Origin of the sequence: Paenibacillus antibioticophila (assembly GCF_000455265.1) — a bacterium.
Classification (GTDB): Bacteria; Bacillota; Bacilli; order Paenibacillales; family Paenibacillaceae; genus Fontibacillus; species Fontibacillus antibioticophila.
Window position 1 is genome coordinate 875,004 of record NZ_HG005139.1, and the last position, 23,525, is coordinate 898,528.

Here is a 23,525-nt window from a genome sequence, read left to right on the forward strand (position 1 = left end):
TCACCTGCTTCTTTTTCCGTCTGAAGGAAATGCGGGCAGCTCTACCGGCTCTCCTGAGGGAGATAATTTATGCTGAATAAACTCGAGAGATTGCAGGAACATATTTAAATGCGATTCCGGAAAATCCGCAAGCACCATGCGGAATACGTGATTTCGCTTGTCGATCATCGCATCCAGTGCCGCTTGACCTGCCGGAGTGATCCGCATCCAGCACACCCTCTTGTCTTGCTTATCCTTGACCCGCATTAACAGACCTTCCTTAACAAGCTTGTTCACTGCAATCGTATTGGCTCCCGGAGAGAGTCCAACCTCTTCGGCAATAGCCGAGATCGTACAGGAACCGGCACGGGAGACCGTCAGCAGGATAAAAAAACGGCTCGGGACAATCGGCTCCCCATCGTTGAAAAAAAGCTTGCCCAGCTGATAAGCCATCGTCAGGGTAGATTCACAGATATCCTCGACAATGTTCAAATGTTCTTCCTGCTCCACGGAAGACACCACCTTCCTTAAAGCCTAGAAATTAAGTTTTATACTAAAACCATATCAATGGGCAAGCTGAGAGTGCTGTGTCATTTATTACATTCGCTTAGAACATAATCAAAAAAAATGAGCGGAACAAAATAGAGCCATCTCAGGAGTTAATGGCCAATGCTCCATTTTTTCGTAGTTTCCTGTAAGTGCGCAGCAATATAAAACCGTCTAAAGATTGATTCTGCGTTCCGGGAGGTAACGTGTGAAGGTTGCTTTTGATCGCTGTTGCTCGCTGATTCCTTGATTTACTAAGCCATAACAAGGGAGAAATCCACTTGCAAAGGCGAACGCTTTCGCTTCTGCAGCAACCTTCACACTTATACTCTTATTACGCAGGCTCTGGATCGGCTTTATAGTGCTGATTGCACCGCACTCCCTCTAAGACACAAATACATTCAAACAGTAAGTAGACAACACCGTATCATTATTGGGGATAGCCCCATTTCAATAAGCCCGCAGAGCAAGGCTATTCCAGCAGATTCTGGAAAATATCGACCAAGTACGCATGACAGTGATCGGTTTACCGCATGAAAATATCGATCTTACGTATGTAGTGAAAAAAGTTACCTTAAATTCAGTGGAAATGCTAGAAATGCGGATATAATGAAATTTTTGTACTTAAAGTGGACTAAAACACGGGTTTGGCTAGTTACTGGCGATCTAAGGTAAGTTTTTTCACTAAATGTGGATTCGAGCGTCGAATGAAGATTTTAAGGGAAGTAATTTCATTAAATCGCGACCGGATGAGCATGAGCAGAATGAGGTGCTCATATCGTCTGTAAGGTGATAGAAGGTTCGGAGCAAGACCTAGAGAGTGCCATGTGGAGAAGTAAAGTTCGGAGAAAAGCTTCCGTACTGGCAGAACAGACGAAGTTTCGGTGCAAGGCCGGAGCATCGTGAGGCGGAGGTGCAACTTTAGGCGCGGCAGGTCATTGGCGTCGTGCATAAACCATCGCGCAAGCTGCCGTTCGCGCTTAGCCCATGGCTGTGCTTAAGCTCCTGCTTGTATGCCGCAGGGAGACAAGTTAATAGCAGTGCAGTTATTGCTATGCTGCTTAGGAATAGCCATGTGGAACTGCATATCAGTTAAACGGCAAAGGCAAAGTGACCAGGACATAAGTGTGAAGGGTTGTGAAGAAGCATCAGCGATCGTAGCAACCCTTCACACGTTGCCCCTCTAACGTGCCTCTTTTATTTAGCTGCAATTTCCCTGCTGACATGCCGTTACATGCTATCTGTGGTCCAGCCTGATTAGTGAATAACGATAATCTGCCTAAGCTCGCGGGCGTCGCCATAAAGAAAAATCTCAGCGGAATTCAGTTGAGAGGAGCCGTCACCGTCAAGGAAGATCCCTTCCTTCGCTCGATCCGGTGCAATGCCCTCTACAATAGCGGCCCTGAATTCCTTGGCTGTACAGCGATCCGGCGTAGCAATCAACCACAACAGGCCGGAATCGTCATAGACTAATCCGGAGCGCAGGCGTTTCTCGTCCGGATAAGGCAGATGCTCTAGCTCCATGGCTGCTTCCCAACCGTCTTCATCGCCCAGATTCATGCTGATCCCGCCCTGGGCGAAGTAGCGGTTCCGGTCTGTAACCTCCAGCTCAGTGGCAGAAGAGACCACTTGGACCGAAAATCGCTCTGTTACGGCATCCCAAACCAGGGTACCCCGCGCATATTTGGCGTTGAACCAGCCCGTTCCGTAGCCGCCCGGCTGCCCTTGGACTGGAACATCGCCGTTGACGGCAATCGACAGAACGCCGTCCTGATAGAAGAAGCCGCCGTTCATGCCATAGACCCGATAATCACGCAAAGGACGATCCGCGGAGCGCAGTTCAATTTGCTCCGGTTGGACAGCCAGAGCATGAAGCGTGATTCCGGTTTCCTTCGAATGATGAGCAAGATATGCGTAATTATGCGGGAGCAGGCTGTCCTTGGCCCAGAACAGCATGGCAAGCACGGCACAGGCTAGCAGAATAGCGGCTGCGAGTGCAGCCGCTATTCTATGTCTAACGGTTCGATGAAGCCAATTATTCCGCGACATAAGCGGCAAGCAAACGGGTCGTGTTAAAGATAGCCTGCTTATGCGTCCGTTCCATGGCATGTGAGGCGTGAACGCCCGGGCCGATTAATGCAGCCCGAATGTTATGTCCTGCCTGCAGGGCCGCAGAGGCGTCAGAGCCATAGTGCGGATAGATATCCACAGCATGAGGGATGTCCAAAGCCTTGGCAAGCTCAATGAGTCTCCCTGTCATCTCGTAATCATAGGGGCCGCTGGAATCCTTCGCACAGATGGACACATCGGTTTCCTTGCAGCTCAAATTATCGCCCATTGCGCCCATATCGACGGCGATCATTTCATTGACCCCTTCAGGAATCCATGCGGCGCCGTGGCCGACCTCTTCAAAGTTGGAGATCAAGAATACAAGATCATGACGCGGAAGCCAGCCTTCGCGGCGGCTTGATTCCAGCAATCCAAACAATGCGGCGACACTGGCTTTGTCATCCAGATGGCGGGATTTTACTAATCCGCTGCTTGTAACGACAGGCCGAGCGTCAAAGGAAATGAAGTCGCCAACAGAGATGCCGAGCTTCAGCACATCCTCTTTATTTTCAACCAGTTCATCAATCCGGACTTCCATATTGCGTTCTTCACGCTTGAACTCCCGGGCATCGCTGTACACATGAACGGAAGGATGCGAAGACAGGATGGTTCCTGTATAAACCTTCCCGCTGCGAGTATGAATCTGACAGTATTCATTCTCAATACTGTTCATCATGAACCCGCCGACCGAAGTGATTGCCAGCGTGCCGTTGCTATTGACTGCACGAACCATGGCTCCAAGTGTGTCCACATGGGCACTGATGGCAATCCGGCGTGAGGAATCCTTGCCCTTCAGGGTAAGGATGGCTCCGCCTTTTTCATTTTGGGAAAAAGGGATGCTGAGCGCCTCGGCTTCCTCGCGGACGATTTGAATGACCTCCCGGGTAAAGCCGCTGGGACTGGGCGTATCGAGCAGCTTGACGAGCAGATCAAGGATATAGGATTCATTGGGTTGGATTTTCATTAGTTTAGTCCTCCTGCAACTGCATGGATTTATTGTTCTTGCGGATTTGACGGCTGTTTTTCAACAGCCTCTGCCGGCTCGCTCTTAGGAGCATCGGACACATTCTCGGCAGGCCAGACATAGCCTGTGGCATCCTGGATATGTACAAGCTTTGCATTCAGCTGCTTCACTTCCCGCTGCAGACGATATCCGCGGTAGATGCCGAAAGAACCGACGATCAGGCCGCCCAGCAGTGTGGAGCCAAGGATGAGCAGGATTAACGGCAGGCTAACTGAACCGAATAGCAGATTTACTTGAACAGGATCGACATTGATAACGGCAAACACCGCAGTAATCAGGGCGAAGATCAGTGCAAGAATCAAGGACCATTGCATTTTCATATGAGGTAACACCTCCTTCTATCGACAGTATAAAATCCCTTGCCCATCTGGGCAAGGGATAGATTAGGCGGAACGAATAGCTCCGGCTGATTTATTGGGTTAACTGCTCCATTTGCTCGATAATCTGCTCGAATACGCTCATCGCTTCGCGGATTGGCTGTGGAGAGGACATATCCACTCCAGCCTTGCTAAGAATATTGATCGAGTAATCGCTGCCCCCGCTCTTCAGGAAGCCGAGGTAACGGTCAACAGCCGGTTGGCCCTCCTCGAGAATCTGCTTCGAGAAGCTGGTTGCTGCCGAGAAGCCTGTAGCGTATTTGTAAACATAGAAGCTGGTGTAAAAGTGAGGGATTCGCGCCCATTCCATTTCAATATCCTGATCCACATGCATGCCCTCGCCATGATACTTCACGTTCAGATCATAGTAGATTTTGGACAAATCTTGCGGTGTCAGCGATTCGCCGCTTTCGGCGCGCTCATGCACAATTTTCTCGAACTCGGCAAACATGGTCTGCCGGAACACCGTGGTGCGGAATTGATCGGCATAATAGGTGAGCAGATACATTTTTTGCTTCGGATCGGTAGATTTCTTAAGGAGATAATCCATCAGCAAGGCTTCGTTTGTGGTCGAAGCCACCTCAGCCAGAAAAATCGTGTACTGCGCATCCCGGTAAGCTAATGCCTCGTCAGAGAAGTAGGAGTGCAGCGCATGACCCATCTCATGGGCAAGGGTGAACATGCTGTTCAGGTTATCCTTATGATTAAGCAGAACAAACGGGTGTGTGCCGTAAGCCCCCCAGCTGTAAGCGCCGGTCCGTTTGCCTTCATTTTCGTAAACATCAATCCAGCGGTTCTCGAAGCTGCCCTTCAGGACACCCAGGTAGTTGTCGCCAAGCGGTTTAAGACCATCCAGCACCATTTGCTTGGCCTCATCATAGGTGATATCCCACTTGTACTCCTCAACGAGCGGCGCAAACAGGTCATACATATGCAGCTCGTCAACGCCAAGCAGCTTCTTGCGGAGATTCATATACCGGTGAAGCAGCGGCAGACTCTCGTGAATCGTGTCGATCAGATTGGTGTAGACATCCTTAGGAATGTTATCCCCATAGAGGTACATTTCCAGGACAGAAGGGTATTTGCGGACTTTGGAGTAGAACATATTTTTGTTCACATTCGCATTCAGCGTTGCCGCGATCGTGTTCTTTTGCTTGGCATAGGTCTCATAGACGGCCTTGAAGGCACGGCGCCGCACTTCGCGGTTCGGGTTCTCAAGGAATTGAATGTAGCTGCCGTGGGTCAGCTCGACTTCATTGCCGTTCTCATCCTGAATTTTCGGAAATTTAATGTCAGCATTGTTGATCATGCCGAAAATATGCTGTGGCGCCTGTGATAGATTGCCGACCTGGGCGAGCAGCGCCTCTTCGGTTTTGCTCAGCACATGGGCTTTTTCCCGTTTGATTTCCTGAAGGGTGAATTTATATCCGGCGAGGGTCGGGGATTCGATCAAAGCATCCAGTTCCTGCTCCGGCAGTGTCAAAATTTCCGGGGTAATAAAAGAGAGCGCTTCTCCGATTTCGACGTTAAGTTTCTTTGCCTTTTGCGATAAAGCTTGATATGTAGGGTTCGTGGTGTCCTGATCATGGCTCAGGTGAGCATAAACGTACAGGCGTTCCAGCTTCTCGGAGATCGTGTCCTCGAGCTCGAATACAGACTTGATCTTGTCCGCATCGGTCAGCTTGCCTTCGTAGTCAGCTACCTTTTTCTTGAGTTCCTTAATTTCATCGTAGGCTTGATCCCATGCTTTCTGATCGGGATAAATATCCTCCAGCTTCCAGGTGTTCTCCGTTTTCGCTTCAGAACGTTTAATTAATGTACTCATGGGGCTGATCCTCCTTTGGATTAAATCATGGCTTGGCGGTTGGTTAGTAGTCGATAACCCGTGTGACGCTGCAGAGCTGGGGATTGAAGATACCAGCAGACTTAGCGCCAGCGGCAGGTGGCATAGACGCTGCAAAGGCATCAAGTTTGGAAAGCTCCCTTCTCAACATGGCTGGAAACATTTCCTTATGATGCCCTGAGGCGGCTGATTTTATTTTACTTCGTGATCAAAAGGCGCGACTATTTTGAACAACCACTAACCGAGGGTGAAGAAGCTGTAAATCATGAGGATAAATGCGGCCGAGATCATGACGATCGCGGCGATAGCGGATCCGCGCCTTAGCTTTGGCGGAATATTGTCCTTGGTCAGGATCAGGACGATTCCGAGCGCGAATGCGGAAATGATAAATACTAACAGGCTGGAACTCTGGTCCATTGAATTCGGCTCCATTCTCTATGGCTTTAGGGCTTCATTGCTTATACTTGCTTAAAGGCTGCGATAATACTGTGCCATTCTTCTTCCTTGCCTGCATACTCTTCCTTAGGAAAACGCTGCTGCACCCAATGCATCAATGCGGGTCTGCTGAGAAAGGTATGGCTCTCCTCGCCCCATTGGTCGGAAATTTCGCGCAGAACGATATATTTTCCCTGCACCTCGACCGTCATCATGTTCCACTTGTCTTTTTTGTATATTTCGTGTTTCTTGATCATGTTCAACGACTCCGATCTGTACCATTCATATATGAAATATTATGTAAAATGATAACTCAGCGCCTGAAGAAAGGCAAATCAAAGTCGTGCTTAAAGGGGAGCGAATCCGGGGCAAAATGACTATAGGCATTTTTTACGATAAATGTCACGTTGCAATGTTAAAAGGCATAGAGTATAATATGGTTATTCGTCAATGATGGCGATTATTTTTAGGAGGTTGTTCATTTGAAAGGTACAGTTAAATGGTTTAACGCAGAAAAAGGCTATGGCTTTATCCAAGTTGAAGGCGGCGAAGACGTATTCGTGCATTTCTCCGCGATTCAAGGCGACGGTTTCAAAACTCTAGAAGAAGGCCAAGCTGTTGAGTTCGAAATCACTGACGGCAACCGTGGTCCTCAAGCTGCTAACGTAATCAAATTATAAGATCACTTCCGGGTTACCGGATCACTTATAAAGTTTGGTTCCAGGCACATATTGAAAGACACAGCTCCTAGGAGCTGTGTTTTTTTGTGCGTAATAGTAACTCTGGCTCCCTCCAGGATTCTCTAATCTTACGTTACGGACATTTCGTCCTCTTAAAGTGGAATTTTTAAGGAGTCAACCATGTAACGGACATTTTGTCGGCTTAGCGAGCAAATTGATGGGACGAGAGTCGGGCTAAGCATCCTAAGTGCACAAAATGTCCGTTACCGCTCCATAGATCCGGAAAAAGCCGGCTAACCGTCCGGAATGTCCGTTAGAGAGCAGTTAGGCCGTTAGTGAGCCAGGCAGGATGTAAGCTGACAAGATCCAAGCCCCCTTGTTTTCGATCTAAACAAGCAGTTCCCAGAGAAGCAGTGTGGTCCGGAGGAATGTTACTACATTTGGAGCATGATGGATGGGAAGGTGTCTAATGGGCGAATGGGTATGGAATGCGATTATTAATGAAAATGATTACACCCACTGGACGATCTCTTCAATAGACTGTCTGGTCTTCGCTGGAGCTGTCTCCGCACGATACCCGAAGCCGGCCATGACGGATACTCCGAAGTGCTCAAGATCCAGCAACCCGAGCTCAGAAAGCTTTTGCTCCACGCCTGCCCGGTTGAACCCTTCGATCGGACAAGAGTCGATTCCCATGGAGGCGGCAATGGTTAACATGTTCGCGAGGGCGATGTAGGTCTGTTTGCTGGCCCAATCGAACATGGCCCGATCACTTTCCAGGAGCTTGAAGCTCTCACGCTGGAAATTCTCAAAGCTGCTTCGCTTCATAGCTGCTGTCGCTTCAGGCAATCCTTGAACTTCGTGCAGCATATGGCTTATGTATTCTGAATCGTACCGCATATCAGCCGATTTTCTTGCAAGCAAAATGACGAAGTGGCTGGCTCCGTTGAAGCTGTTATGAGCTCCGCCCGCATGCGGGCGAAGTGCCTCGCGCAGCTCTGGATTTTGCACAACTAACAGCTTCCATGGTTCGAAGCCATAAGAGCTTGGCGACAGACGAGCAGCTTCAAGAATGGACAAAAAGTCATTGTCAGAGACCCTCTTTGAAGGATCAAACTTTTTGCAGGCATAGCGGAATTTTAAGGCATCAAGAATGGAACTCAAGTTGGATTGGGTCATGAAGCATCCTCCTAAAACTAATTTTATTATTTTAGCTTGTCCAATTAACAAAGCAACGACATGGGCATATGATATATAAAATTTCAAGCGGAAGGAAGTCGCCAATGAGCTATCAACAAGGAATGCATCAGCAGAAAGTTCTATATCGAGCAGATGAAAGCTCAATCCAAAAGCTAAGGTCTATGCGAGAACATTTCCATCATATTTGCAGACATTATACGAATCAATTTGTCAGAATTGAAACGATGGATGGGCATGTCATTACAGGCAGGATTGTAAACTGCGATCGGGGTTTATTACACTTGGCAGTGCCCAATCAAGGAACCCCGCGTGCTTTCTTTAATCCATACAATCAAGACGAATTAATTCTCACACTTGTTCTTTACGAATTGCTGGTTATTACTTTGTTATACACATAGCAAGCGTAAGAGCCTACTTTTGTAGGCTCCTTTTCATTTTAATCCAGTTATCTCAGAAGGTTCTCAAAACAATGACCAACAGAATGTAAAGTACCAAGATTACTGTAGTTGATGTGTAAAAAGCGCCGCCAACATTACATTCGCCCATTCGTATCCCTCCTTCCGGACTCATAACTAATATATTTCCAATCCCGAAAGGAGTGAGTGCAGGTGCCTAGGCTAAGCCAGAATAATTCTCTACACTCATTCCGGCAAATCCTTGCGTGGTGCCTCCTGAACAGCAGGGGCCGGGGCGATTGTCGGCCGTGGCCCGCGAATCATATATCTGCTGGCGAAGCCTATGCAGGCAAGCAAGGCGAAACCTACGGCGATCATATAGAATCGCTCGCGTCCGAATTGCTCGAAGGCCATCCCGCCGAATGTGCCGCTCAGCAGACCTGAGGCGCTGGACCAGGCGATGGTGAACAATGCCATGCCGGTTGCCCGATATTCATCCGGAACCAGGCGGGTGAGCATGCGAATGGACGTTACATAGAAGACACCGAAGGACAGGCTGTGCAGAGTCTGTACAAGGATGATATCCAAGGCAGAATCAGCCTGACTGACGAGCAGGAAGCGTGTGGCGAACATGAGACTGGCAAAGATCAGCAGCGGCAGTTCCTTAATTTTCTCGCCGTATATACTCAGCAGCAAAAAGATCGGAACCTCTGAAAGGGACGAAGCGAGTTGAGACCAGCCGATCATATCTTCACTCGCGCCAAGGTCATTCAGGGTCACCGTCAGAAAAGCATCATTCATCCGGACGGCAATGGCTAGGGAGAATACGCAGCCGAAAAACCAGAGCAGCTCCTTCTGCTTCAGAATTCTCCAGATTCCGGACATGTCCATCTTGGCAACGGGAGCGCTCTGATCCTTCATAAACAGGGTAATCAGGAGCGCGATGCCTGCAATGCCGATCGTGACCCACATCGTACGTGAGGAGCCGAGAAAGGATAGTAAATATCCGATAAACAGCGCAAAAAAGGCATAACCGATCGAACCGAATATCCGGATCGTGATAAAGCTTTTATTTGCTCTCTTGGCCGCATTGATGGCAAGTGTGTCAGACAACGGGAAGACGGGGTAGAAAAAGAAATAAAATATCGTAATCATCAAAACGATGACCGAGAAGGACGTAGAGAGAGATAACACAGCACTCATTATAATTTCGCCCAATAGTAAAATAAGCATGATCTTCTTGATCGTACGGAACTTATCGCTTGCAATGCTCCAGAGCAGGTTCGCGACAATCGATATCATCGGGCCGAGTGCATATAGCAAGCCAATCTGACTCTTGGAAAAGCCCAGTCCGGCATAAAAAAGCGGGAAGTAAGATGCCACAAGCACGCTTGTTCCGAAAATAGTAAAGTTAAAGGCTCTAAGCCTCGGAATTTCGGATGGGTTGGAATTGTTCATGTTCGGTTTGGAGCTCCATTCTCATCTAATGATAGGACATCTAAGAATCACGAAGACAAATCATTTAGAGTATAGCATAATAGTGCTTGAATGAGCTGACAAAGTTATGGCTAATATGGGGCCTGGCAAAGACCCGAAACCGGTTGAGCTTGTGACTTTGTTTATTTGTGCAATTTGTGGGATCATATTATAATATAGAATGATTTTTTAACAAATGGCGATTACGATTAGAATCAATCAGCGGAGGCAGGACATTGATACAACTTGAGCAGCGGCGCAACCAGTTCCCGAGAGAACCTCTCTCCATGATGAACCGGGTATACAGGTATATACTGCCTGAGGTTCGCCATGAATTGAACAGATGGAGACGTTCAGCAGAGGGGATTCCTGACCCCGAGCTTAAGCGTCAGGCATTGGCCAGCATCGACACCAAGGAGTTCCACTGTCAAGGCGGAGCGGTGTATGCTGCAGCCAATCTGGAGAGACGAGATGCGCTAATCCCGTTAATTGTCGCGTTTCAGACAATTAGTGATTATCTGGACAATCTATGTGACCGAAGCACTTCGATGGATCAGAACGACTTTCGTCTTCTGCATCGGAGTATGCTGGATGCCGTCCAGCCTGATGCCGAGCTTGTTGATTACTATGCGCTTCGCGAAGAACAGGATGATGGCGGGTATCTGAGAGACCTGGTTATGACGTGCCGGAATAACATTGCGAAGTTGCCTGGATTTGCGGCTGCACAGCCCTACATCATCGATTTAGTCAGTTTGTACAGCGATCTTCAAGTGTACAAGCATATCGATCCCAAGCTCCGCGAGGAGGCGCTTCTGAACTGGTGGGAGCAGCATAAGCTTCGTACCCCTGAGCTGCGCTGGAATGAATTTGCGGCAGCGACAGGCTCGACGCTGGGCGTATTCATGTTATTTCTTGCGGCTGGCAACGACAAGCTGGATGACAGCAGTGCCCGGACGATTCATCATGCCTATTTCCCGAATGTGTGCGGTTTACATATTATGCTTGACTATCTCATTGACCAGGCAGAGGATGAAATAGGCGGGGATTTGAATTTTTGCAGCTATTACGAGAATAGAGAAACAATGCTGGAACGGATTTCCCTTATAGTGGAAGGGGCCCGCCGGGATATCAAGAAGCTGCCGGCTTCTTCGTTTCACCGGATGATCATAGAAGGATTGCTGGCATTATATTTATCGGATCCGAAGGTCAGCGAACAGCCTGAAATTCGCAATGCGTCCAAGCGGCTGATGCGGCGAAGTCCTCTCATGCGGATCTTCTTCTTCGTCAATAGCGTCTGGATTCGAAAACACCTTTAAAGATAGTTCGAAAAGTCATCTTTGGCAACCTTCCCGGTGCTGAAAAGCCGGCTTTTTGAGCTCGTACTTTATTAATCATTAGGAGGAATTATCATGTCAGCAGTGAAAAAGATTGCAGTTCTTACCAGTGGAGGAGATTCGCAGGGCATGAACGCAGCGGTTCGCGCTGTTGTTCGCAGCGGCTTGTTCTATGGGCTGGAGGTTTACGGAATTCAACGCGGTTACCAAGGTCTCCTGAACAACGATATCTTCTCCATGGATATTCGCAGCGTAGGAGATATCATTCAACGGGGCGGTACGATTCTCCAATCCGCACGCTGTCTGGAGTTCAAGACCCCGGAAGGTCAACAGAAGGGAGCGGAGATTCTGCGTGCCCGCGGGATTGACGGACTGGTCGTAATCGGCGGCGACGGATCTTACCATGGGGCCGAGAAGCTGAGTAAGCTGGGGATCAAGACAATGGGTCTGCCTGGAACGATTGATAATGATATTTCCTTTACCGACTACACCATCGGGTTTGATACCGCGGTAAGCATCGTTGTCGATGCTGTTAATAAGCTTCGGGATACCATGTCTTCCCATGAACGGGCTTCCGTGGTTGAGGTCATGGGACGTCATGCCGGAGATATTGCTCTCCATGCAGGACTGGCTTCCGGTGCGGAGACCATTCTTATTCCTGAAATGCCGTTTGATCTGGATGAAGTTGCAGACCGGATGAGACAGAACTTCGATAATGGCAAGAGACACAGCATCGTTATCGTTGCCGAAGGGGTTGGCAAGGGCGATGACGTGGTGGAAGCGATCAAGAAGCGCCAGCCTTCGCTGGAGCCGCGCGCAACGGTACTCGGCCACATTCAACGCGGGGGATCGCCTACACCGTTCGACCGTAACCTGGCAAGCCGCTTGGGTGACTTTGCAGTACGCAGCCTAATTGCGGGAGAGTCCAACAAGGCGTGCGGTATGATCGGCGGAGAGATGATTCTGACGGATATCGAGAAGGTTGTCACAACCAAGAAAAAGTTCGATAAGGACTTGTACGAGCTGGCAGCCCGTTTGTCGCAATAATCCTAAATTTAAAAAGACTGTGCCCGCCGGTATGCAGATGCATGCCTGAGGCACAGTCTTTTTTAGTGTCTGAAGATTGTTCTGTAATCAGATTGGATTCGCCTGCATTTTCTTATCCATTCTGCGCTGGATCAAGACAAGACGCTGCAGAAGAAGAATAGCTGCAACAGCTAGGCCGGAAATCAGACCGATCCAGTAACCATAAGGACCAAGGGCCGTCCATACGGACAGGGCATGACCAAGCGGCAAGCCAATGATCCAGTAAGCAAGCAGTGTAATCCAGAATGCGGGGTTCACATCTTTATAGCCGCGAAGCACGCCCTGAATCGGAGTTGCGATGGCATCGGAGATTTGGAAGAAGATCGCATAGACCAAAAAGTGGGTGGTCAAATAAATGACTTCCGGCTTGTCCGAATACAGTCCGGACACCTGCTCGCGTACGAGCATAAGAATTATGGCAGTAGCCAGAGAAAGGCCGATGGCGATCCCGATCCCTAGCCGTGCGTACTGTCTGGCATCCTTTAGGCGCGAAGCGCCTGTCTCATAACCGACAAGGATCGTCAGTGCCATGCAGATGCTAAGCGGAATCATATACAACGTCGACGCAAAGTTATTGGCGGCTTGATGGGCGGCGATCGTCAAGGTGTCATAGCGGCTCATGAATAATGTCACCGCTGCAAAGACTGCAGTCTCAAAGAAGATGGCAAATCCCATCGGCACTCCGATTCGAAGGAGCTCCGTCCATTTGCTCAAGGAAATTCCATGGAATTTGCGGAAGATCCCATACTCGGAAAAGGGCTGTACTTTATGGGCAATCCTTGCGGCAATCAGGAAGATGCACCAGTATGTAAAGGCGGTAGCAATTCCCGAGCCGATTCCTCCTAGGCGGGGAAAGCCGAGCCGGCCAAAGATCAGAACATATCCTGCTCCGACATTTATCGGGAGTGAAACGAGCATGACAAGCATCGATATCCGCGTCTGTCCCAGCGAATCAAAGAATGAACGAATGACGATGTAGCCGAACAGGGGGATCGTCCCGGTAGATATAGCCATTAAGAAATAAAAAGCAACATGGTGAACCTTCGGCTCCAGGTTCATGCTATTGAGCAGCGGTGTGACCGCAAAGCTTCCTGCAAGGATGACCAAGACACTTACGCCAAGAGCCAGCCAAAGTGCTTGAAGGACGTGGTAGCCCACCTTGTCCTTCTGACCTGCTCCAATCAGCTGGGCGACGATGGGCGTGATTCCCATCAGGATGCCGCTTAGCCCGGTCTGGACAGGAACCCAGATGCTGGAGCCGATGGCGGCACCGGCAAGATCCTCCGGGCTTGCATGCCCGGACATCATCGTATCGAAGAAGGTCATGAGCGACAGGGTCACCTGGGTGATTAGAATTGGAATGAGAACAATAAGGAACTGGTTTAGCTTTTGACGTAAGGAATAGGTTTGTTTCATGAATCGCTGTCTCCGTTTCTTCGTGTGAAAACCCGGGCAGGGGCCCGGGTTGGGTGGAAAAGTGTATATAAGTTGAGCTATAAATCTACGTCGAAAGGGCAAAAGTGTGAAGTGTGCTGAAGAAGCGAAAGCGTTCGCCTTTGTGAGTGGAATTCTACCTTATAATATCTTAGTTCAATTAGAGAAATCCGCGAACAACAGCGATCGTAAGCACACTTCACACGTTGCCTCCGGAACGTATTATTCAATAGTTCAACTTATATAGATTTAATTAAAGTATAAGTGCTGGAAGCAGATCTTATTCGTATGCAACATCAGCGGTGTAACGATTATTGGCGTTCCATAACAGATATTCATCAATGTTTAAATCCTTGAGGGCGCGAATTTGTTCTTCTACTTCAAATTTGCCGTATTTCGTATAATGTCCTTTGCCTAACCAACTGGCGGTGAAGTCCTGGATCCATGGCCTGATGATCGGCCTTTCCTCTCCAAGCGGCTCAAGCTTCTTAATCGTGTCTTCAGACGCGCCTTTGATCGTCTGGTAAGGTGCGAGATCCGGTTCCTTGGCTCCAAACCATCCGGTTGTGTAATGACTTGGATAAATCATTGGACAGATAATATCGACATGCTGGGATATCTTTACAAAATCCTGTCCGATCCCTTCGGCAGCCGGTACGGATGCGGCATAGCCGAAAATATCGACCGATACCTTCACACCAAGCGGTTCCAGCTGTTCACGGGCATATTTCACGAACTCGGATACCGTATCAATCCGGCTCAGCTCATTTTTATCATACTTCAGACTGTCGGCCCGCTTCTCGAAGCCTTCCGGGAACCGGACATGGTCGAACTGGATTTCTTTGAAACCGTGCTTGGCGGCTTCCTTGGCAACCTCGATATTATATTCCCATACATCCTTGTTGTAAGGATTGACGAAGCTGTCGCCCTTACTGTTCTCCCAAACGGTTCCGTCCTTGTTCAGGAAGGATAGCTCGGGATTCTTCTTCGCAAGTATCGTATCCTTGAAGACGACGATCCGGGCGATTGGATAAATGTCATGTTCATTAAGCTTGGTCATTAAGGCATCTATATCTCCGATAAAGGGCTGAGGCTTGCCTAGTTCCTGAAGTGTGGCGTTGTCGGTCTTATAGGTGATGTAGCCTGCGTCATCCTTGATGTCGATGACCATGGAATTCAGCTCGGTTGAATCGACCAAATCCAGCAGTGTGCTGAGACGGGCTCCGCCTGCACTGTATGCAGTGACATAAATGCCCTTCACTTGGGGTGCTTCGGCCTGAACAATTACGGGATTCAATTCCGCGGGTGTCAGCGGATCATTCAGCTTGCCTTGTGCATAGTTTGCTTTGATCGTCTGCACAGATGTTTGCAGAATAGCCGGAAGTCTAGCGGCATTTGGAGCCTCAGCCTGATCACTCGGTGCGGCGCCTCCAGAGCCTGTCCCCAAGGCCAGAAGTAAAAGTGTCCATAGGATGTTCATCGTCTTCTCTCCCTTGTGTACGCTGACTTGATTATAGCTGATGCGTTATTTTCATAAAGAACATCTTTGTTACCATTGCTGACCAGATCTTTATCTTGTAATAATAAACCGATTGCGCTTTGAATAAACGGATTTTCGAGGGTAAATGCCCGCAGCCGATGCAGGCCATAATAAAAAGCCGTCTCTTCCGCAAAGCGGAAAAAACGGCTTGATGCAGACAAAAGGTTAATGAAGCAGCGCTGAGTTCTGATGCTCGCAAATGCTGAACTGGATAATCTCCATCGCATCTTCCGGTTCCAAAATGGTCAAACCATCCCGCAGGATGATCATGGAGTTGAGCTCCCGTTCGTTAAGGCATGCCAGCATATCCGGAAACCACTTCATGACGATACGTTCCAGCTTTACCGTTTCCATTTCCACATCCATCACCCTTTCCTCCAAGAATCATTCTTTACCGGAATCATTCCTAAAACAGAAAAAGCATTGAGCCTGTGAAAAAAGGCAATCGGATCGAAAATATGAAATTGACGAAGGAACCGATTACTGTCAGTATACCACATCCGGAGCTAAAAAGAATCATCCATCCTCGCCCAAAAGCAACGCTACTGTCTACGGAAGGAGCCCATTACGCCGACCGTCTGAACGATATTGACGAATGCGGAGGGATCGGCGGCCTTGATGATTTCCTTGAGTTCAATCAGCTCATATCGGGTAGTAACTGTCATAAGCATATCCTTCTCTTTGTGAGAAAAAGCCCCTTGCGTCTTCATTAGAGTTACGCCTCTTGGCAGCTTAAGCAGTTGCTCGAGCATAGCCTCTGTGTGATCGGTGATGATGTAGAGAGTTACCTTCACATGATTGATGTAGACGTAGTCGAGCACCTTGCCCGTGATGTAGATCGAGATCATGGAGGCGAGCGCAAGGTTCCAGTCCCCATCCAGATAGCCCATGGCCAGAATGACCAAGCCATTCATGGCAACCATAATCTGGCCGATCGGGTAGTCCCGGAAGCGCGTGACGATGGAGCCAATAATATCAAAGCCCCCGGAGGAGCCGCCTACGCGAAAGGAAATACCGCTGCCGAAGCCGACAAGCACGCCGCCAAAGGCGGCGGATAGCAAGGTGTCGGAGGTGACCATTCTTTCGGGAATAACGGCCATCAGCAGGGTCACAGAGACCACGGACAGGATGCTGAGCCCGATGAACCGCTTGCCCAGCATGAACCAGCCTGCGATCAGCAGCGGCACATTATAGGCAAGGTACATGGCATTAATATTGAAGGGGGTAAAGTAGCCAGTCAGCATGGCCAGACCGGAGACGCCGCCGCTGAGCAGATGATTCGGAACAAGGAACAAGTTGAATCCGGAGGCGATGCAAGCAGCTCCGATCATGACGATTACGCAGTTCCTGATTTCCTTTAACACAAATGGTCACCTCATTTAAATAAGAGTATCCCAACCTGCTTGCTAGTATTCTGGAATTGTTTTGTGCTATAATGTTTTAGATATTCTTGAGTAGGGATCTATTTCCTAAACGGATTTACCTTCAGAAGTATTTATCGCACGCCAATCCATATGTAACATTTAGGATGCGGTTGGACAGCCTAATTAACGTTTGAATGCTACTTAAGAATACAGTCAAGATGGTGGAAATGTCCACTATATAGAAGGAGTATGAACCTATTGAACACATTTACAGAATTCGGCCTAGAGCCTAAAGTGCTGCAAGCCATTACCGAACTTGGCTTTGAAGAAGCAACCCCGATTCAATCGAAGTCCATTCCGATCGCACTGACAGGCCGCGACCTGATCGGACAAGCTCAGACAGGTACAGGAAAGACCGCGGCATTCGGCCTGCCGCTGATCAACAAAATCCCTAAGGATGAAGATCGCATCGTTGCTCTGATTATGACTCCGACCCGCGAGCTTGCTATCCAGGTTGCCGAAGAAATCGGTAAGCTGGCCCGGTTTAAAGGAACCCGCTCCCTTCCGATCTACGGCGGTCAAGATATCGTTCGTCAGATCCGCGCCTTGAAGAAGAAGCCTCAGATTATTATCGGTACTCCGGGCCGTTTGCTGGACCACATTAACCGGAAGACGATCAAGCTTGATGATGTTCAGACCGTGGTTCTTGATGAAGCGGATGAAATGCTCGATATGGGCTTCATGGAGGATATTCAATCCATCCTGAAGCTGGTGCCGGAAGAGCGTCAGACGATGCTATTTTCTGCTACAATGCCTTCGAATATCCAGCGTCTTGCCCAGCAGTTCCTGAAGAATCCCGAGCATGTGTCTGTTATTCCTAAGCAAGTTAGCGCGCCGTTGATCGATCAGGCTTACATTGAAGTACAAGAACGCCAGAAATTTGACGCCCTGTCCCGTCTGCTTGATATGGAATCGCCTGAGCTTGCGATCGTATTTGGCCGGACAAAGCGCCGGGTGGATGAGCTGTCTGAAGCGCTGCAAAAGCGCGGCTATTCCGCGGACGGTCTTCATGGCGACTTGTCACAGAACCAGCGTGACAATGTTATGCGCAAATTCCGTGACGGCAGCATTGATGTTCTCGTCGCAACAGATGTCGCTGCGCGCGGTCTCGATGTCTCCGGCGTAACCCACGTCGTGAACTTCGACCTGCCGCAGGATCCGGAGAGCTATGTTCACCGGATCGGCCGTACAGGACGTGCCGGTAAAGAGGGTGTGGCCTGGTCGTTCGTTACGCCTCGTGAAATTGATCATCTGCATTTTATTGAACGTATTACCAGACATAAAATTGCCCGCAAGCCTTTGCCAAGCATCGCTGAAGCGATTGAAGGCAAGCAGCGCATTACGGCAGAGCGCCTGATCGAGCTTGTAGAAGGCGGAGAGCTTAACGAGTATAAAGGGATTGCGATCCAGCTTCTGGAGCAGTACGATTCGGTCAACCTGCTTGCAGCAGCCTTCAAGCTGATTACCGGCGAGAAGAATGAGAAGACCAATATTGAATTGACGCCAGAAGAGCCGATTCGTGTGAAGCGCCGGAATCCGGATATTCGCTCGAGCGGACGCAAGCCCTCTGGCTATGGCAACCGCAATAGCGGTGGCGGCGGATATCGCCGGGACAACCGTGAAGGCGGCAACCGTGGCGGATACGGCAATAAAGGCGGTTACAGCAACAACAGAGAAGGTTACAACCGGGATGGAGGCCGTGATTCCTACCGTTCATCGGATCGGAAGCCGCGTACTTCGAACTATAACGGAGGAGATCGCCGCCCGGCAAAACGCGACGATCATTCCCACGAATAAAGCAGATGAAAAGGCTGTTTCCGGCATGAGCTTCATGTCCGGAAGCAGCCTTTGCTGCGTTAAGGAAGACTTGTTGAAATACCTTACCGCAGATGCCACATTGTGCGCTGGATTGCACTTATATAATCGTGATATAGTTAGAGTAGGATTTGGACAAACTTTTAACTTGCGGAAGGAGATTTATACTTGGAACCAAGAGGTATGATGGGCGGGTTTTATAAAGTCACAGAATGGATTATGAGAATTTCGGGCAGCAACCTGTTATGGATGCTATGCTCGCTGCCATTCTTTTTCTTTCTTGTAGTCAGAATGCAGGTTCTGCAAATTCCGGAGCTGGAAGGAGAAACTGCAACCTTATATGCCATGGGAATTCTTGCGCCTTTCACTATTTTTCCCGCAACGGCCGCTTTGTTCACTGTCGTCCGTAAATGGGTGATGGGAGAGACGGACCTTGGTATAATCAAGCTATTCTTTAGAGGCTACAAAGAGAATTACAAGCAAAGCATGCTTGGGGGTATTTTCTACACTGCTCTGATTGTGATTATGTACTTTGCGTATTTCTTCTACATGAATGAAATGCAGAATCTCCAGGTCATAGGTATTATTATGCTGGTGCTTCTGGTTCTTCTTTTACTGTCGCTGTTCAACTTCTTCTCGATCATGACACATCTCTATATGTCTACGAAGGAAATTATCAAGAATGCGGTGCTGCTCAGCATTATCAAGCCGTTTCGTCTATTGTCGACGGCCCTCTGCGTAGTCTTTCTAGGACTGATCACGCTTAGATTCACTTGGTTGATCATGTTCGGCTTTGCCTCGCTGAGCGCGCTTGTAGCTTTTTTTAATTTTTATAACGGGTATGCCAAGATTCAAGAGAAGGCCGAGAAGATGAGAGCCGCGGAAGAAGAAGGGCAAGAAGCCGAGGAGCCTGAGGACGAGAACGCGGAAGCGGCTTCGGAAGCAGCGGATGAACATGGCGAGGTCAAGGAATTAACCGAAGGTGACGAGCGTAAGGATCGGAATTAAGCATTGTTTTGAAAATGGTTACATTTTCCTTGTTCGCTAAGTTTACTTTTAGGAATGAAGGTTCTATAATGGATTTACGTCCTGCGATGTGCGTTTCGGTTCCAAGTTGTTTTGAACCAATGACGGTTGTCTCGGGAGACCAACATTGCTGCATGGCTGAAATGCCCTATCCATGTTGATGAGGGGACTTCAAAAGTGAAGTTGCGGTCACCCACCTGCGGGTGCAGGTTCGAGACAGTGAAACCGGACGGCATAGGCGGGTCTCAATCTTTATTGAAGAAAGCGCTGTAGTTGTCGTGAACAACGGCATCTGTCGCGCTTTTTTTGTTTTTTCGCCTCATGACTTGGCTTTTGTTTGCGTCCCAACAATGTTACACTATAAACAGGATGTACGTGCAGTTTTGAGGCGCTATACATAAAGGAGGAAGAGCAGGTTGTCATTTAAGAGAACATTAGCAGGGATTTTCCGTAGCCAGGATGGAACGAGTGACCGGGCTAAATCACCTGAATTGAAGACCAGATATTATCAGATGTCCAAAGACAAGTTGTTTGATGAAGTGTCTGCGACCCTGAAGAAGATTCCGGGATACAAGGTGCTGCATGAGGTACCGTCAGTCGGGGAGATTACACTGGAGAAACGGACAAAATTCGGCCGGATCATGGATATCACCATTTCCATCGTTGCGACCGGGCCTATGCGTTGCGGTGTTGATATCTACTCGGCAACCCGCGGTTCTTTCGGGGATTTGGGGGCCAATTACCGCAATATCCTGCATTTGTTTGCCATGCTGGATAAGAAGCTGTCTTCCTATAAGGTTTCTTAATCAGAAAATCGAATATTAGTCTGAGATATACCAAAAAAGCGAGAAGGAGATGACTCCTTGCTCGCTTTTTCATGTACAGGTTTCTTACGAGAGCAATTCTTTAACAGCAGCGATTGGCTGCTCATAATCCGGATGCTCGCCCATTTCACTCAGGACTTGCACGTAGCGGATCGTATTGTCGCGGTCCAAGACGAAGACTGCACGATGATCCAGTGCAAATTCCTTGATCAGAACGCCGTACGATTTGCCGAAGGAATTATCTTTGTAGTCGGATAAAGTAATGACCCGGTCTACGCCGGCCGCTCCGCACCAGCGGGCTTGCGCAAAGGGAAGGTCTGCACTGACAGTGAGAATGACCACATCTTCGCCGAGTGCTGCAGCTTCCTGATTGAAGCGGCGAGTCTGAGCATCACATACGCCGGTATCCAAAGAAGGAACGACGCTGATCAGCTTGATTTTGCCGGCAAAATCCTGGAGGGTCACTTCCTCAAGGAGATTCTTATTCAGTCTGAAGTCTGGCGCCTGATCGCCAACCTTTAATTCAGGACCAACAAGGGTAATCGGATTGCCTTTAAATGTTGCCACGCTACCGCGTTCTTGAGTCATTTGATTCTCCTCCTAAACATGAGATAATGGATTCAGCCTTCATTATAATCGTTTTAAATTGGGATTGTCCAATTTGAGGGAAATTGAGGAGTTTACACAGTAAAGGAAGGATTGTATGATTTTTATTCGCTATGAGAACTGGAAGAGCTATTTGCGTTATTACCCGGTAACCTGCCTGATCCTTGCGGCCAATATCGTGATGTTTTTCATCACCGTATTCAGCGGCGGATCTACGGACTCCTATGTACAGCTGAGATTCGGGGCTTTAACCAATGTAGAGCCCTTCGCCAGCGAATACTGGAGACTCTTCTCTTCCATGTTTCTGCATCTGGGCTTCACTCACCTGCTCTCCAACAGCTTTGCGATTCTGGTGTTTGCTCCGCCGCTGGAGAGGCTTCTCGGACACTGGAGATATGCGTTGTTATATTTAGGCAGCGGTGTTATTGCTAATGTGATTAGTCTTGAAGTCTATCGGCAAACTCTGGAGCCCCATCTGTCTGTAGGCGCATCTGGCGCCATCTACGGGGTTTACGGCGCCTTTTTGTATATTGCCCTGTTCCAACGGAATATGATGGATGAGAGCTCCAGGAAGACCCTTTACAGCATCTTAATGATCGGTATTGTCTTCAGTGTCATGGTAGCACAAATTAACTGGATGGCGCATTTTGGCGGTCTGGTTGCCGGCTTTTTCCTGTACGGACTTATTATAAGACTGTTAAAACGGCGTTGAATGACCGGCTAAGCCATGGTAAATTAGAATTAATATGATTTGTAAGCCCTTACTCTGCCATTTCATGAGCTAATTCTGATGTTACGAACAGATGCGAATGGAGCGATCGGACTCGTGGAATTAAGACAATTGCAGTATTTTCTGAAGGTTGCCAGGAAGGAACATGTTACTCAAGCGGCAGAAGAGCTTCATGTGGCACAATCTGCTGTGAGCCGCCAGATTCATCAGCTGGAGCAGGAGCTTGGTGTGGATTTGTTCATGCAAAAGGGACGAAATTTATACCTGACTGCTGTAGGACAGCTATTTTGCAGCAGGGTTGAAGCGATTCTGAAGGATTTGGAGCGAGCGGTTAACGAGGTGCACGAATTTCTGGACCCGGAGCAGGGAGAGATCAGGCTTGGCTTTCCCAATAGCTTGGGCATTCACATGATTCCAAGTGTCGTAGCCGAGTTCAGGAAGCTGTATCCCAATGTGAAGTTTCGATTCCGTCAGGGGACCTATCCGACCTTGATTCGGGATGTGGTGTCCGGAGAGGTGGATTTGGCGTTCATATCGCCGTTTCCGGAGAATCATGACCAGGTGGTCGGCAATGTGGTGCTGACAGAGGATCTGGTAGCCATTCTGCCGAATAATCATTCTTTGGCAGAGGAGCAGAGTATCAAGCTGAGTCAATTAAAGGATGAGAAATTTATTCTGTTCAGTAAAGGCTACTCGCTCAGGCCGATTGTATGGCAGGCTTGCCAGGAGGCGGGCTTCACGCCCAAGATAGCCTTTGAAGGAGAGGAGACGGATACGATTCGCGGCTTGGTAGCCGCGGGTATGGGAGTCAGCTTGCTGCCGGAGATGGCGCTTTTTCAGAGCTTCTCACTGCAGCCCAGCCGTGTGAGAATCTCAGAACCGAAGGTGACACGAACCATCGGACTTATCCACCGGGCAGACGAAAAGCTTCCGCTCGTCGCGCAATCCTTCAGAGCCTTTTTGCTCGAATATTTTGGACTTCAAATCGATACTCCGCCGAGTCAATGACCGGCGGCTTTTTTTATTGCTGTAAGTACGCAGCAAAATAAATGCAGGCTAAAATGATGCTGCGCGCAGGGGGGCAACGTGTGAAGGGTGCTTACGATCGCTGTTGCTCGCTGATTTCTTTGATTGGACTAAGATCTAGCAAGGTAGAAATCCGCTCGCAAAGGCGAACACTAACAAGCATATGCTCCCGAAGCAGCTTTCTTGCAGAAAGCTTTCACTTCAGTACCTTCATACTTTTGCCCTTTCTACGCAGTCTCTTTAAGTGCAGCCTTATCGTGCCGAATGCACTTATAATAGCAAAGGCCGCTCGAATCGCTCGATATGTGCCTAGCACTCCGTTCATCCAGCATATGGGTTCCGGATGAAGTACCCCGGAGAAGTACGCCTCACGCACACCAATACGGTCATACATACCTAATGGGATCACACGTATTTAGTGAAAAAAGTTACGTTAAATTCAGGAAAACTGATCAAGAGGAGGATATAGTGAAATTTTTGCGCTTAAAGTTGGCTAAAACGCGGATTTAACAAGTTACTGGAGATCTAAGGTAAGTTTTTTCACTAAAAGTGGGTTCGTGCGTCGAATGAAGCTTTTAAGGTAAGTAATTTCACTGGAGCGTGGCCGAATTGTTCG

Annotated in this window: 26 protein-coding genes and 1 other RNA gene; 11 read left to right on the forward strand and 16 right to left on the reverse strand. The window is 48.7% G+C overall.

Annotation, left to right across the window (positions count from 1 at the left end; translation table 11 throughout):
• Positions 1-489 (reverse strand): MarR family winged helix-turn-helix transcriptional regulator, encoded by a 489-nt coding sequence (locus TX85_RS25220; RefSeq protein WP_049894780.1) that lies wholly within the window; start codon positions 487-489, stop codon positions 1-3.
• Between the two features lie 982 nt (positions 490-1,471).
• Between TX85_RS25220 and TX85_RS26680 the strand changes: the two genes are divergently transcribed.
• A complete protein-coding gene (locus TX85_RS26680) occupies positions 1,472-1,621 on the forward strand; it encodes a hypothetical protein (RefSeq protein WP_158297297.1) in 150 nt (49 codons plus the stop codon).
• A gap of 161 nt (positions 1,622-1,782) precedes the next feature.
• On the opposite strand, the gene TX85_RS03855 is transcribed toward TX85_RS26680, so the two are convergent.
• The 6 genes from TX85_RS03855 to TX85_RS03880 form a co-directional block, all read right to left on the reverse strand.
• A complete protein-coding gene (locus tag TX85_RS03855; protein WP_049894781.1) occupies positions 1,783-2,574 on the reverse strand; it encodes a hypothetical protein in 792 nt (263 codons plus the stop codon).
• Positions 2,561-3,598 (reverse strand): M42 family metallopeptidase, encoded by a 1,038-nt coding sequence (locus tag TX85_RS03860; RefSeq protein ID WP_044477805.1) that lies wholly within the window; start codon positions 3,596-3,598, stop codon positions 2,561-2,563. The genes TX85_RS03855 and TX85_RS03860 overlap by 14 nt, the downstream gene beginning before the upstream one ends.
• A gap of 29 nt (positions 3,599-3,627) precedes the next feature.
• Positions 3,628-3,978 carry a LapA family protein gene (locus TX85_RS03865; RefSeq protein WP_081671627.1) on the reverse strand — a complete coding sequence of 117 codons (351 nt, stop codon included), beginning with the start codon at positions 3,976-3,978 and terminating at the stop codon, positions 3,628-3,630.
• A 91-nt stretch (positions 3,979-4,069) separates the two neighbouring features.
• Positions 4,070-5,860, reverse strand: coding sequence for an oligoendopeptidase F (gene pepF / locus TX85_RS03870; RefSeq protein ID WP_044477806.1), 1,791 nt, complete (start codon positions 5,858-5,860; stop codon positions 4,070-4,072).
• Between the two features lie 255 nt (positions 5,861-6,115).
• Positions 6,116-6,295, reverse strand: coding sequence for a hypothetical protein (locus tag TX85_RS03875; RefSeq protein ID WP_044477807.1), 180 nt, complete (start codon positions 6,293-6,295; stop codon positions 6,116-6,118).
• A gap of 41 nt (positions 6,296-6,336) precedes the next feature.
• Positions 6,337-6,570, reverse strand: coding sequence for a hypothetical protein (locus TX85_RS03880; RefSeq protein ID WP_044477808.1), 234 nt, complete (start codon positions 6,568-6,570; stop codon positions 6,337-6,339).
• A 225-nt stretch (positions 6,571-6,795) separates the two neighbouring features.
• Here TX85_RS03880 and TX85_RS03885 point away from each other — a divergent pair, with 225 nt between their 5' ends.
• Complete coding sequence (locus tag TX85_RS03885) at positions 6,796-6,993, forward strand: cold shock domain-containing protein (RefSeq protein ID WP_018750471.1); 198 nt, start codon at positions 6,796-6,798, stop codon at positions 6,991-6,993.
• A gap of 510 nt (positions 6,994-7,503) precedes the next feature.
• On the opposite strand, the gene TX85_RS03890 is transcribed toward TX85_RS03885, so the two are convergent.
• Positions 7,504-8,172, reverse strand: a complete 669-nt coding sequence (locus TX85_RS03890) for an NAD(P)H-dependent oxidoreductase (RefSeq protein ID WP_044477809.1) — start codon at positions 8,170-8,172, stop codon at positions 7,504-7,506.
• Between the two features lie 104 nt (positions 8,173-8,276).
• Between TX85_RS03890 and TX85_RS03895 the strand changes: the two genes are divergently transcribed.
• Positions 8,277-8,591, forward strand: a complete 315-nt coding sequence (locus TX85_RS03895) for a hypothetical protein (protein ID WP_044477810.1) — start codon at positions 8,277-8,279, stop codon at positions 8,589-8,591.
• 52 nt (positions 8,592-8,643) lie between these two features.
• On the opposite strand, the gene TX85_RS27265 is transcribed toward TX85_RS03895, so the two are convergent.
• A complete protein-coding gene (locus tag TX85_RS27265) occupies positions 8,644-8,739 on the reverse strand; it encodes a YjcZ family sporulation protein (protein ID WP_233500597.1) in 96 nt (31 codons plus the stop codon).
• Between the two features lie 95 nt (positions 8,740-8,834).
• The gene (locus TX85_RS03900) at positions 8,835-10,046 is read right to left on the reverse strand and encodes an MFS transporter (RefSeq protein ID WP_044477811.1); all 1,212 of its coding nucleotides are present in this window, start codon (positions 10,044-10,046) and stop codon (positions 8,835-8,837) included.
• A 254-nt stretch (positions 10,047-10,300) separates the two neighbouring features.
• Here TX85_RS03900 and TX85_RS03905 point away from each other — a divergent pair, with 254 nt between their 5' ends.
• A complete protein-coding gene (locus TX85_RS03905) occupies positions 10,301-11,380 on the forward strand; it encodes a tetraprenyl-beta-curcumene synthase family protein (protein ID WP_081671628.1) in 1,080 nt (359 codons plus the stop codon).
• A gap of 93 nt (positions 11,381-11,473) precedes the next feature.
• Positions 11,474-12,445 (forward strand): 6-phosphofructokinase, encoded by a 972-nt coding sequence (gene pfkA / locus TX85_RS03910; RefSeq protein ID WP_044477812.1) that lies wholly within the window; start codon positions 11,474-11,476, stop codon positions 12,443-12,445.
• 87 nt (positions 12,446-12,532) lie between these two features.
• On the opposite strand, the gene TX85_RS03915 is transcribed toward pfkA, so the two are convergent.
• From TX85_RS03915 to TX85_RS03930, 5 genes are all read right to left on the reverse strand, one after another.
• Positions 12,533-13,900, reverse strand: a complete 1,368-nt coding sequence (locus tag TX85_RS03915) for an MATE family efflux transporter (RefSeq protein WP_044477813.1) — start codon at positions 13,898-13,900, stop codon at positions 12,533-12,535.
• Positions 13,901-14,198: 298 nt separating this feature from the next.
• A complete protein-coding gene (locus tag TX85_RS03920; RefSeq protein ID WP_044477814.1) occupies positions 14,199-15,398 on the reverse strand; it encodes a putative glycoside hydrolase in 1,200 nt (399 codons plus the stop codon).
• Positions 15,395-15,619 carry a hypothetical protein gene (locus tag TX85_RS26685; RefSeq protein WP_148444319.1) on the reverse strand — a complete coding sequence of 75 codons (225 nt, stop codon included), beginning with the start codon at positions 15,617-15,619 and terminating at the stop codon, positions 15,395-15,397. Before TX85_RS26685 ends, TX85_RS03920 begins: the two co-directional genes overlap by 4 nt.
• Positions 15,620-15,623: 4 nt before the next feature.
• Positions 15,624-15,824 (reverse strand): hypothetical protein, encoded by a 201-nt coding sequence (locus TX85_RS03925; protein ID WP_187375129.1) that lies wholly within the window; start codon positions 15,822-15,824, stop codon positions 15,624-15,626.
• A 176-nt stretch (positions 15,825-16,000) separates the two neighbouring features.
• A complete protein-coding gene (locus TX85_RS03930; RefSeq protein ID WP_044477815.1) occupies positions 16,001-16,822 on the reverse strand; it encodes a YitT family protein in 822 nt (273 codons plus the stop codon).
• A 258-nt stretch (positions 16,823-17,080) separates the two neighbouring features.
• Here TX85_RS03930 and TX85_RS03935 point away from each other — a divergent pair, with 258 nt between their 5' ends.
• The 4 genes from TX85_RS03935 (at position 17,081) to TX85_RS03945 (ending at position 20,529) form a co-directional block, all read left to right on the forward strand.
• Positions 17,081-18,679, forward strand: coding sequence for a DEAD/DEAH box helicase (locus TX85_RS03935; protein ID WP_044477816.1), 1,599 nt, complete (start codon positions 17,081-17,083; stop codon positions 18,677-18,679).
• A gap of 186 nt (positions 18,680-18,865) precedes the next feature.
• Positions 18,866-19,705: a YesL family protein gene (locus TX85_RS03940; RefSeq protein WP_044477817.1), complete on the forward strand. Its 840-nt coding sequence runs from the start codon at positions 18,866-18,868 to the stop codon at positions 19,703-19,705.
• A 75-nt stretch (positions 19,706-19,780) separates the two neighbouring features.
• A non-coding RNA gene (gene ssrS / locus TX85_RS25715) (6S RNA) lies at positions 19,781-19,972 on the forward strand.
• A gap of 167 nt (positions 19,973-20,139) precedes the next feature.
• Entirely contained in the window at positions 20,140-20,529 is a 390-nt protein-coding gene (locus TX85_RS03945; protein WP_044477818.1) for a DUF1499 domain-containing protein, read from the forward strand.
• Between the two features lie 84 nt (positions 20,530-20,613).
• On the opposite strand, the gene tpx is transcribed toward TX85_RS03945, so the two are convergent.
• The gene (tpx, locus tag TX85_RS03950) at positions 20,614-21,135 is read right to left on the reverse strand and encodes a thiol peroxidase (RefSeq protein WP_044477819.1); all 522 of its coding nucleotides are present in this window, start codon (positions 21,133-21,135) and stop codon (positions 20,614-20,616) included.
• A gap of 115 nt (positions 21,136-21,250) precedes the next feature.
• On the opposite strand from tpx, the gene TX85_RS03955 reads away from it, so the two are divergent.
• Both TX85_RS03955 and TX85_RS03960 read left to right on the forward strand, forming a co-directional pair.
• A complete protein-coding gene (locus tag TX85_RS03955; protein ID WP_044477820.1) occupies positions 21,251-21,865 on the forward strand; it encodes a rhomboid family intramembrane serine protease in 615 nt (204 codons plus the stop codon).
• Between the two features lie 114 nt (positions 21,866-21,979).
• Positions 21,980-22,891, forward strand: coding sequence for a LysR family transcriptional regulator (locus TX85_RS03960; protein WP_044479787.1), 912 nt, complete (start codon positions 21,980-21,982; stop codon positions 22,889-22,891).
• Positions 22,892-23,525 lie beyond the last annotated feature (634 nt).

What these genes read in the sequence shown, in the direction of transcription:
- TX85_RS03855 (WP_049894781.1), bottom strand. Translation starts at nt 2,574, where the DNA reads ATGTCGCGGAATAATTGGCTTCATCGAACCGTTAGACATAGAATAGCG.
- TX85_RS03860 (WP_044477805.1), bottom strand. Translation starts at nt 3,598, where the DNA reads ATGAAAATCCAACCCAATGAATCCTATATCCTTGATCTGCTCGTCAAG.
- TX85_RS03865 (WP_081671627.1), bottom strand. Translation starts at nt 3,978, where the DNA reads ATGAAAATGCAATGGTCCTTGATTCTTGCACTGATCTTCGCCCTGATT.
- pepF (WP_044477806.1), bottom strand. Translation starts at nt 5,860, where the DNA reads ATGAGTACATTAATTAAACGTTCTGAAGCGAAAACGGAGAACACCTGG.
- TX85_RS03875 (WP_044477807.1), bottom strand. Translation starts at nt 6,295, where the DNA reads ATGGACCAGAGTTCCAGCCTGTTAGTATTTATCATTTCCGCATTCGCG.
- TX85_RS03880 (WP_044477808.1), bottom strand. Translation starts at nt 6,570, where the DNA reads ATGATCAAGAAACACGAAATATACAAAAAAGACAAGTGGAACATGATG.
- TX85_RS03890 (WP_044477809.1), bottom strand. Translation starts at nt 8,172, where the DNA reads ATGACCCAATCCAACTTGAGTTCCATTCTTGATGCCTTAAAATTCCGC.
- TX85_RS03895 (WP_044477810.1), top strand. Translation starts at nt 8,277, where the DNA reads ATGAGCTATCAACAAGGAATGCATCAGCAGAAAGTTCTATATCGAGCA.
- TX85_RS27265 (WP_233500597.1), bottom strand. Translation starts at nt 8,739, where the DNA reads ATGGGCGAATGTAATGTTGGCGGCGCTTTTTACACATCAACTACAGTA.
- TX85_RS03900 (WP_044477811.1), bottom strand. Translation starts at nt 10,046, where the DNA reads ATGAACAATTCCAACCCATCCGAAATTCCGAGGCTTAGAGCCTTTAAC.
- pfkA (WP_044477812.1), top strand. Translation starts at nt 11,474, where the DNA reads ATGTCAGCAGTGAAAAAGATTGCAGTTCTTACCAGTGGAGGAGATTCG.
- TX85_RS03915 (WP_044477813.1), bottom strand. Translation starts at nt 13,900, where the DNA reads ATGAAACAAACCTATTCCTTACGTCAAAAGCTAAACCAGTTCCTTATT.
- TX85_RS03920 (WP_044477814.1), bottom strand. Translation starts at nt 15,398, where the DNA reads ATGAACATCCTATGGACACTTTTACTTCTGGCCTTGGGGACAGGCTCT.
- TX85_RS03925 (WP_187375129.1), bottom strand. Translation starts at nt 15,824, where the DNA reads ATGGATGTGGAAATGGAAACGGTAAAGCTGGAACGTATCGTCATGAAG.
- tpx (WP_044477819.1), bottom strand. Translation starts at nt 21,135, where the DNA reads ATGACTCAAGAACGCGGTAGCGTGGCAACATTTAAAGGCAATCCGATT.
- TX85_RS03955 (WP_044477820.1), top strand. Translation starts at nt 21,251, where the DNA reads ATGATTTTTATTCGCTATGAGAACTGGAAGAGCTATTTGCGTTATTAC.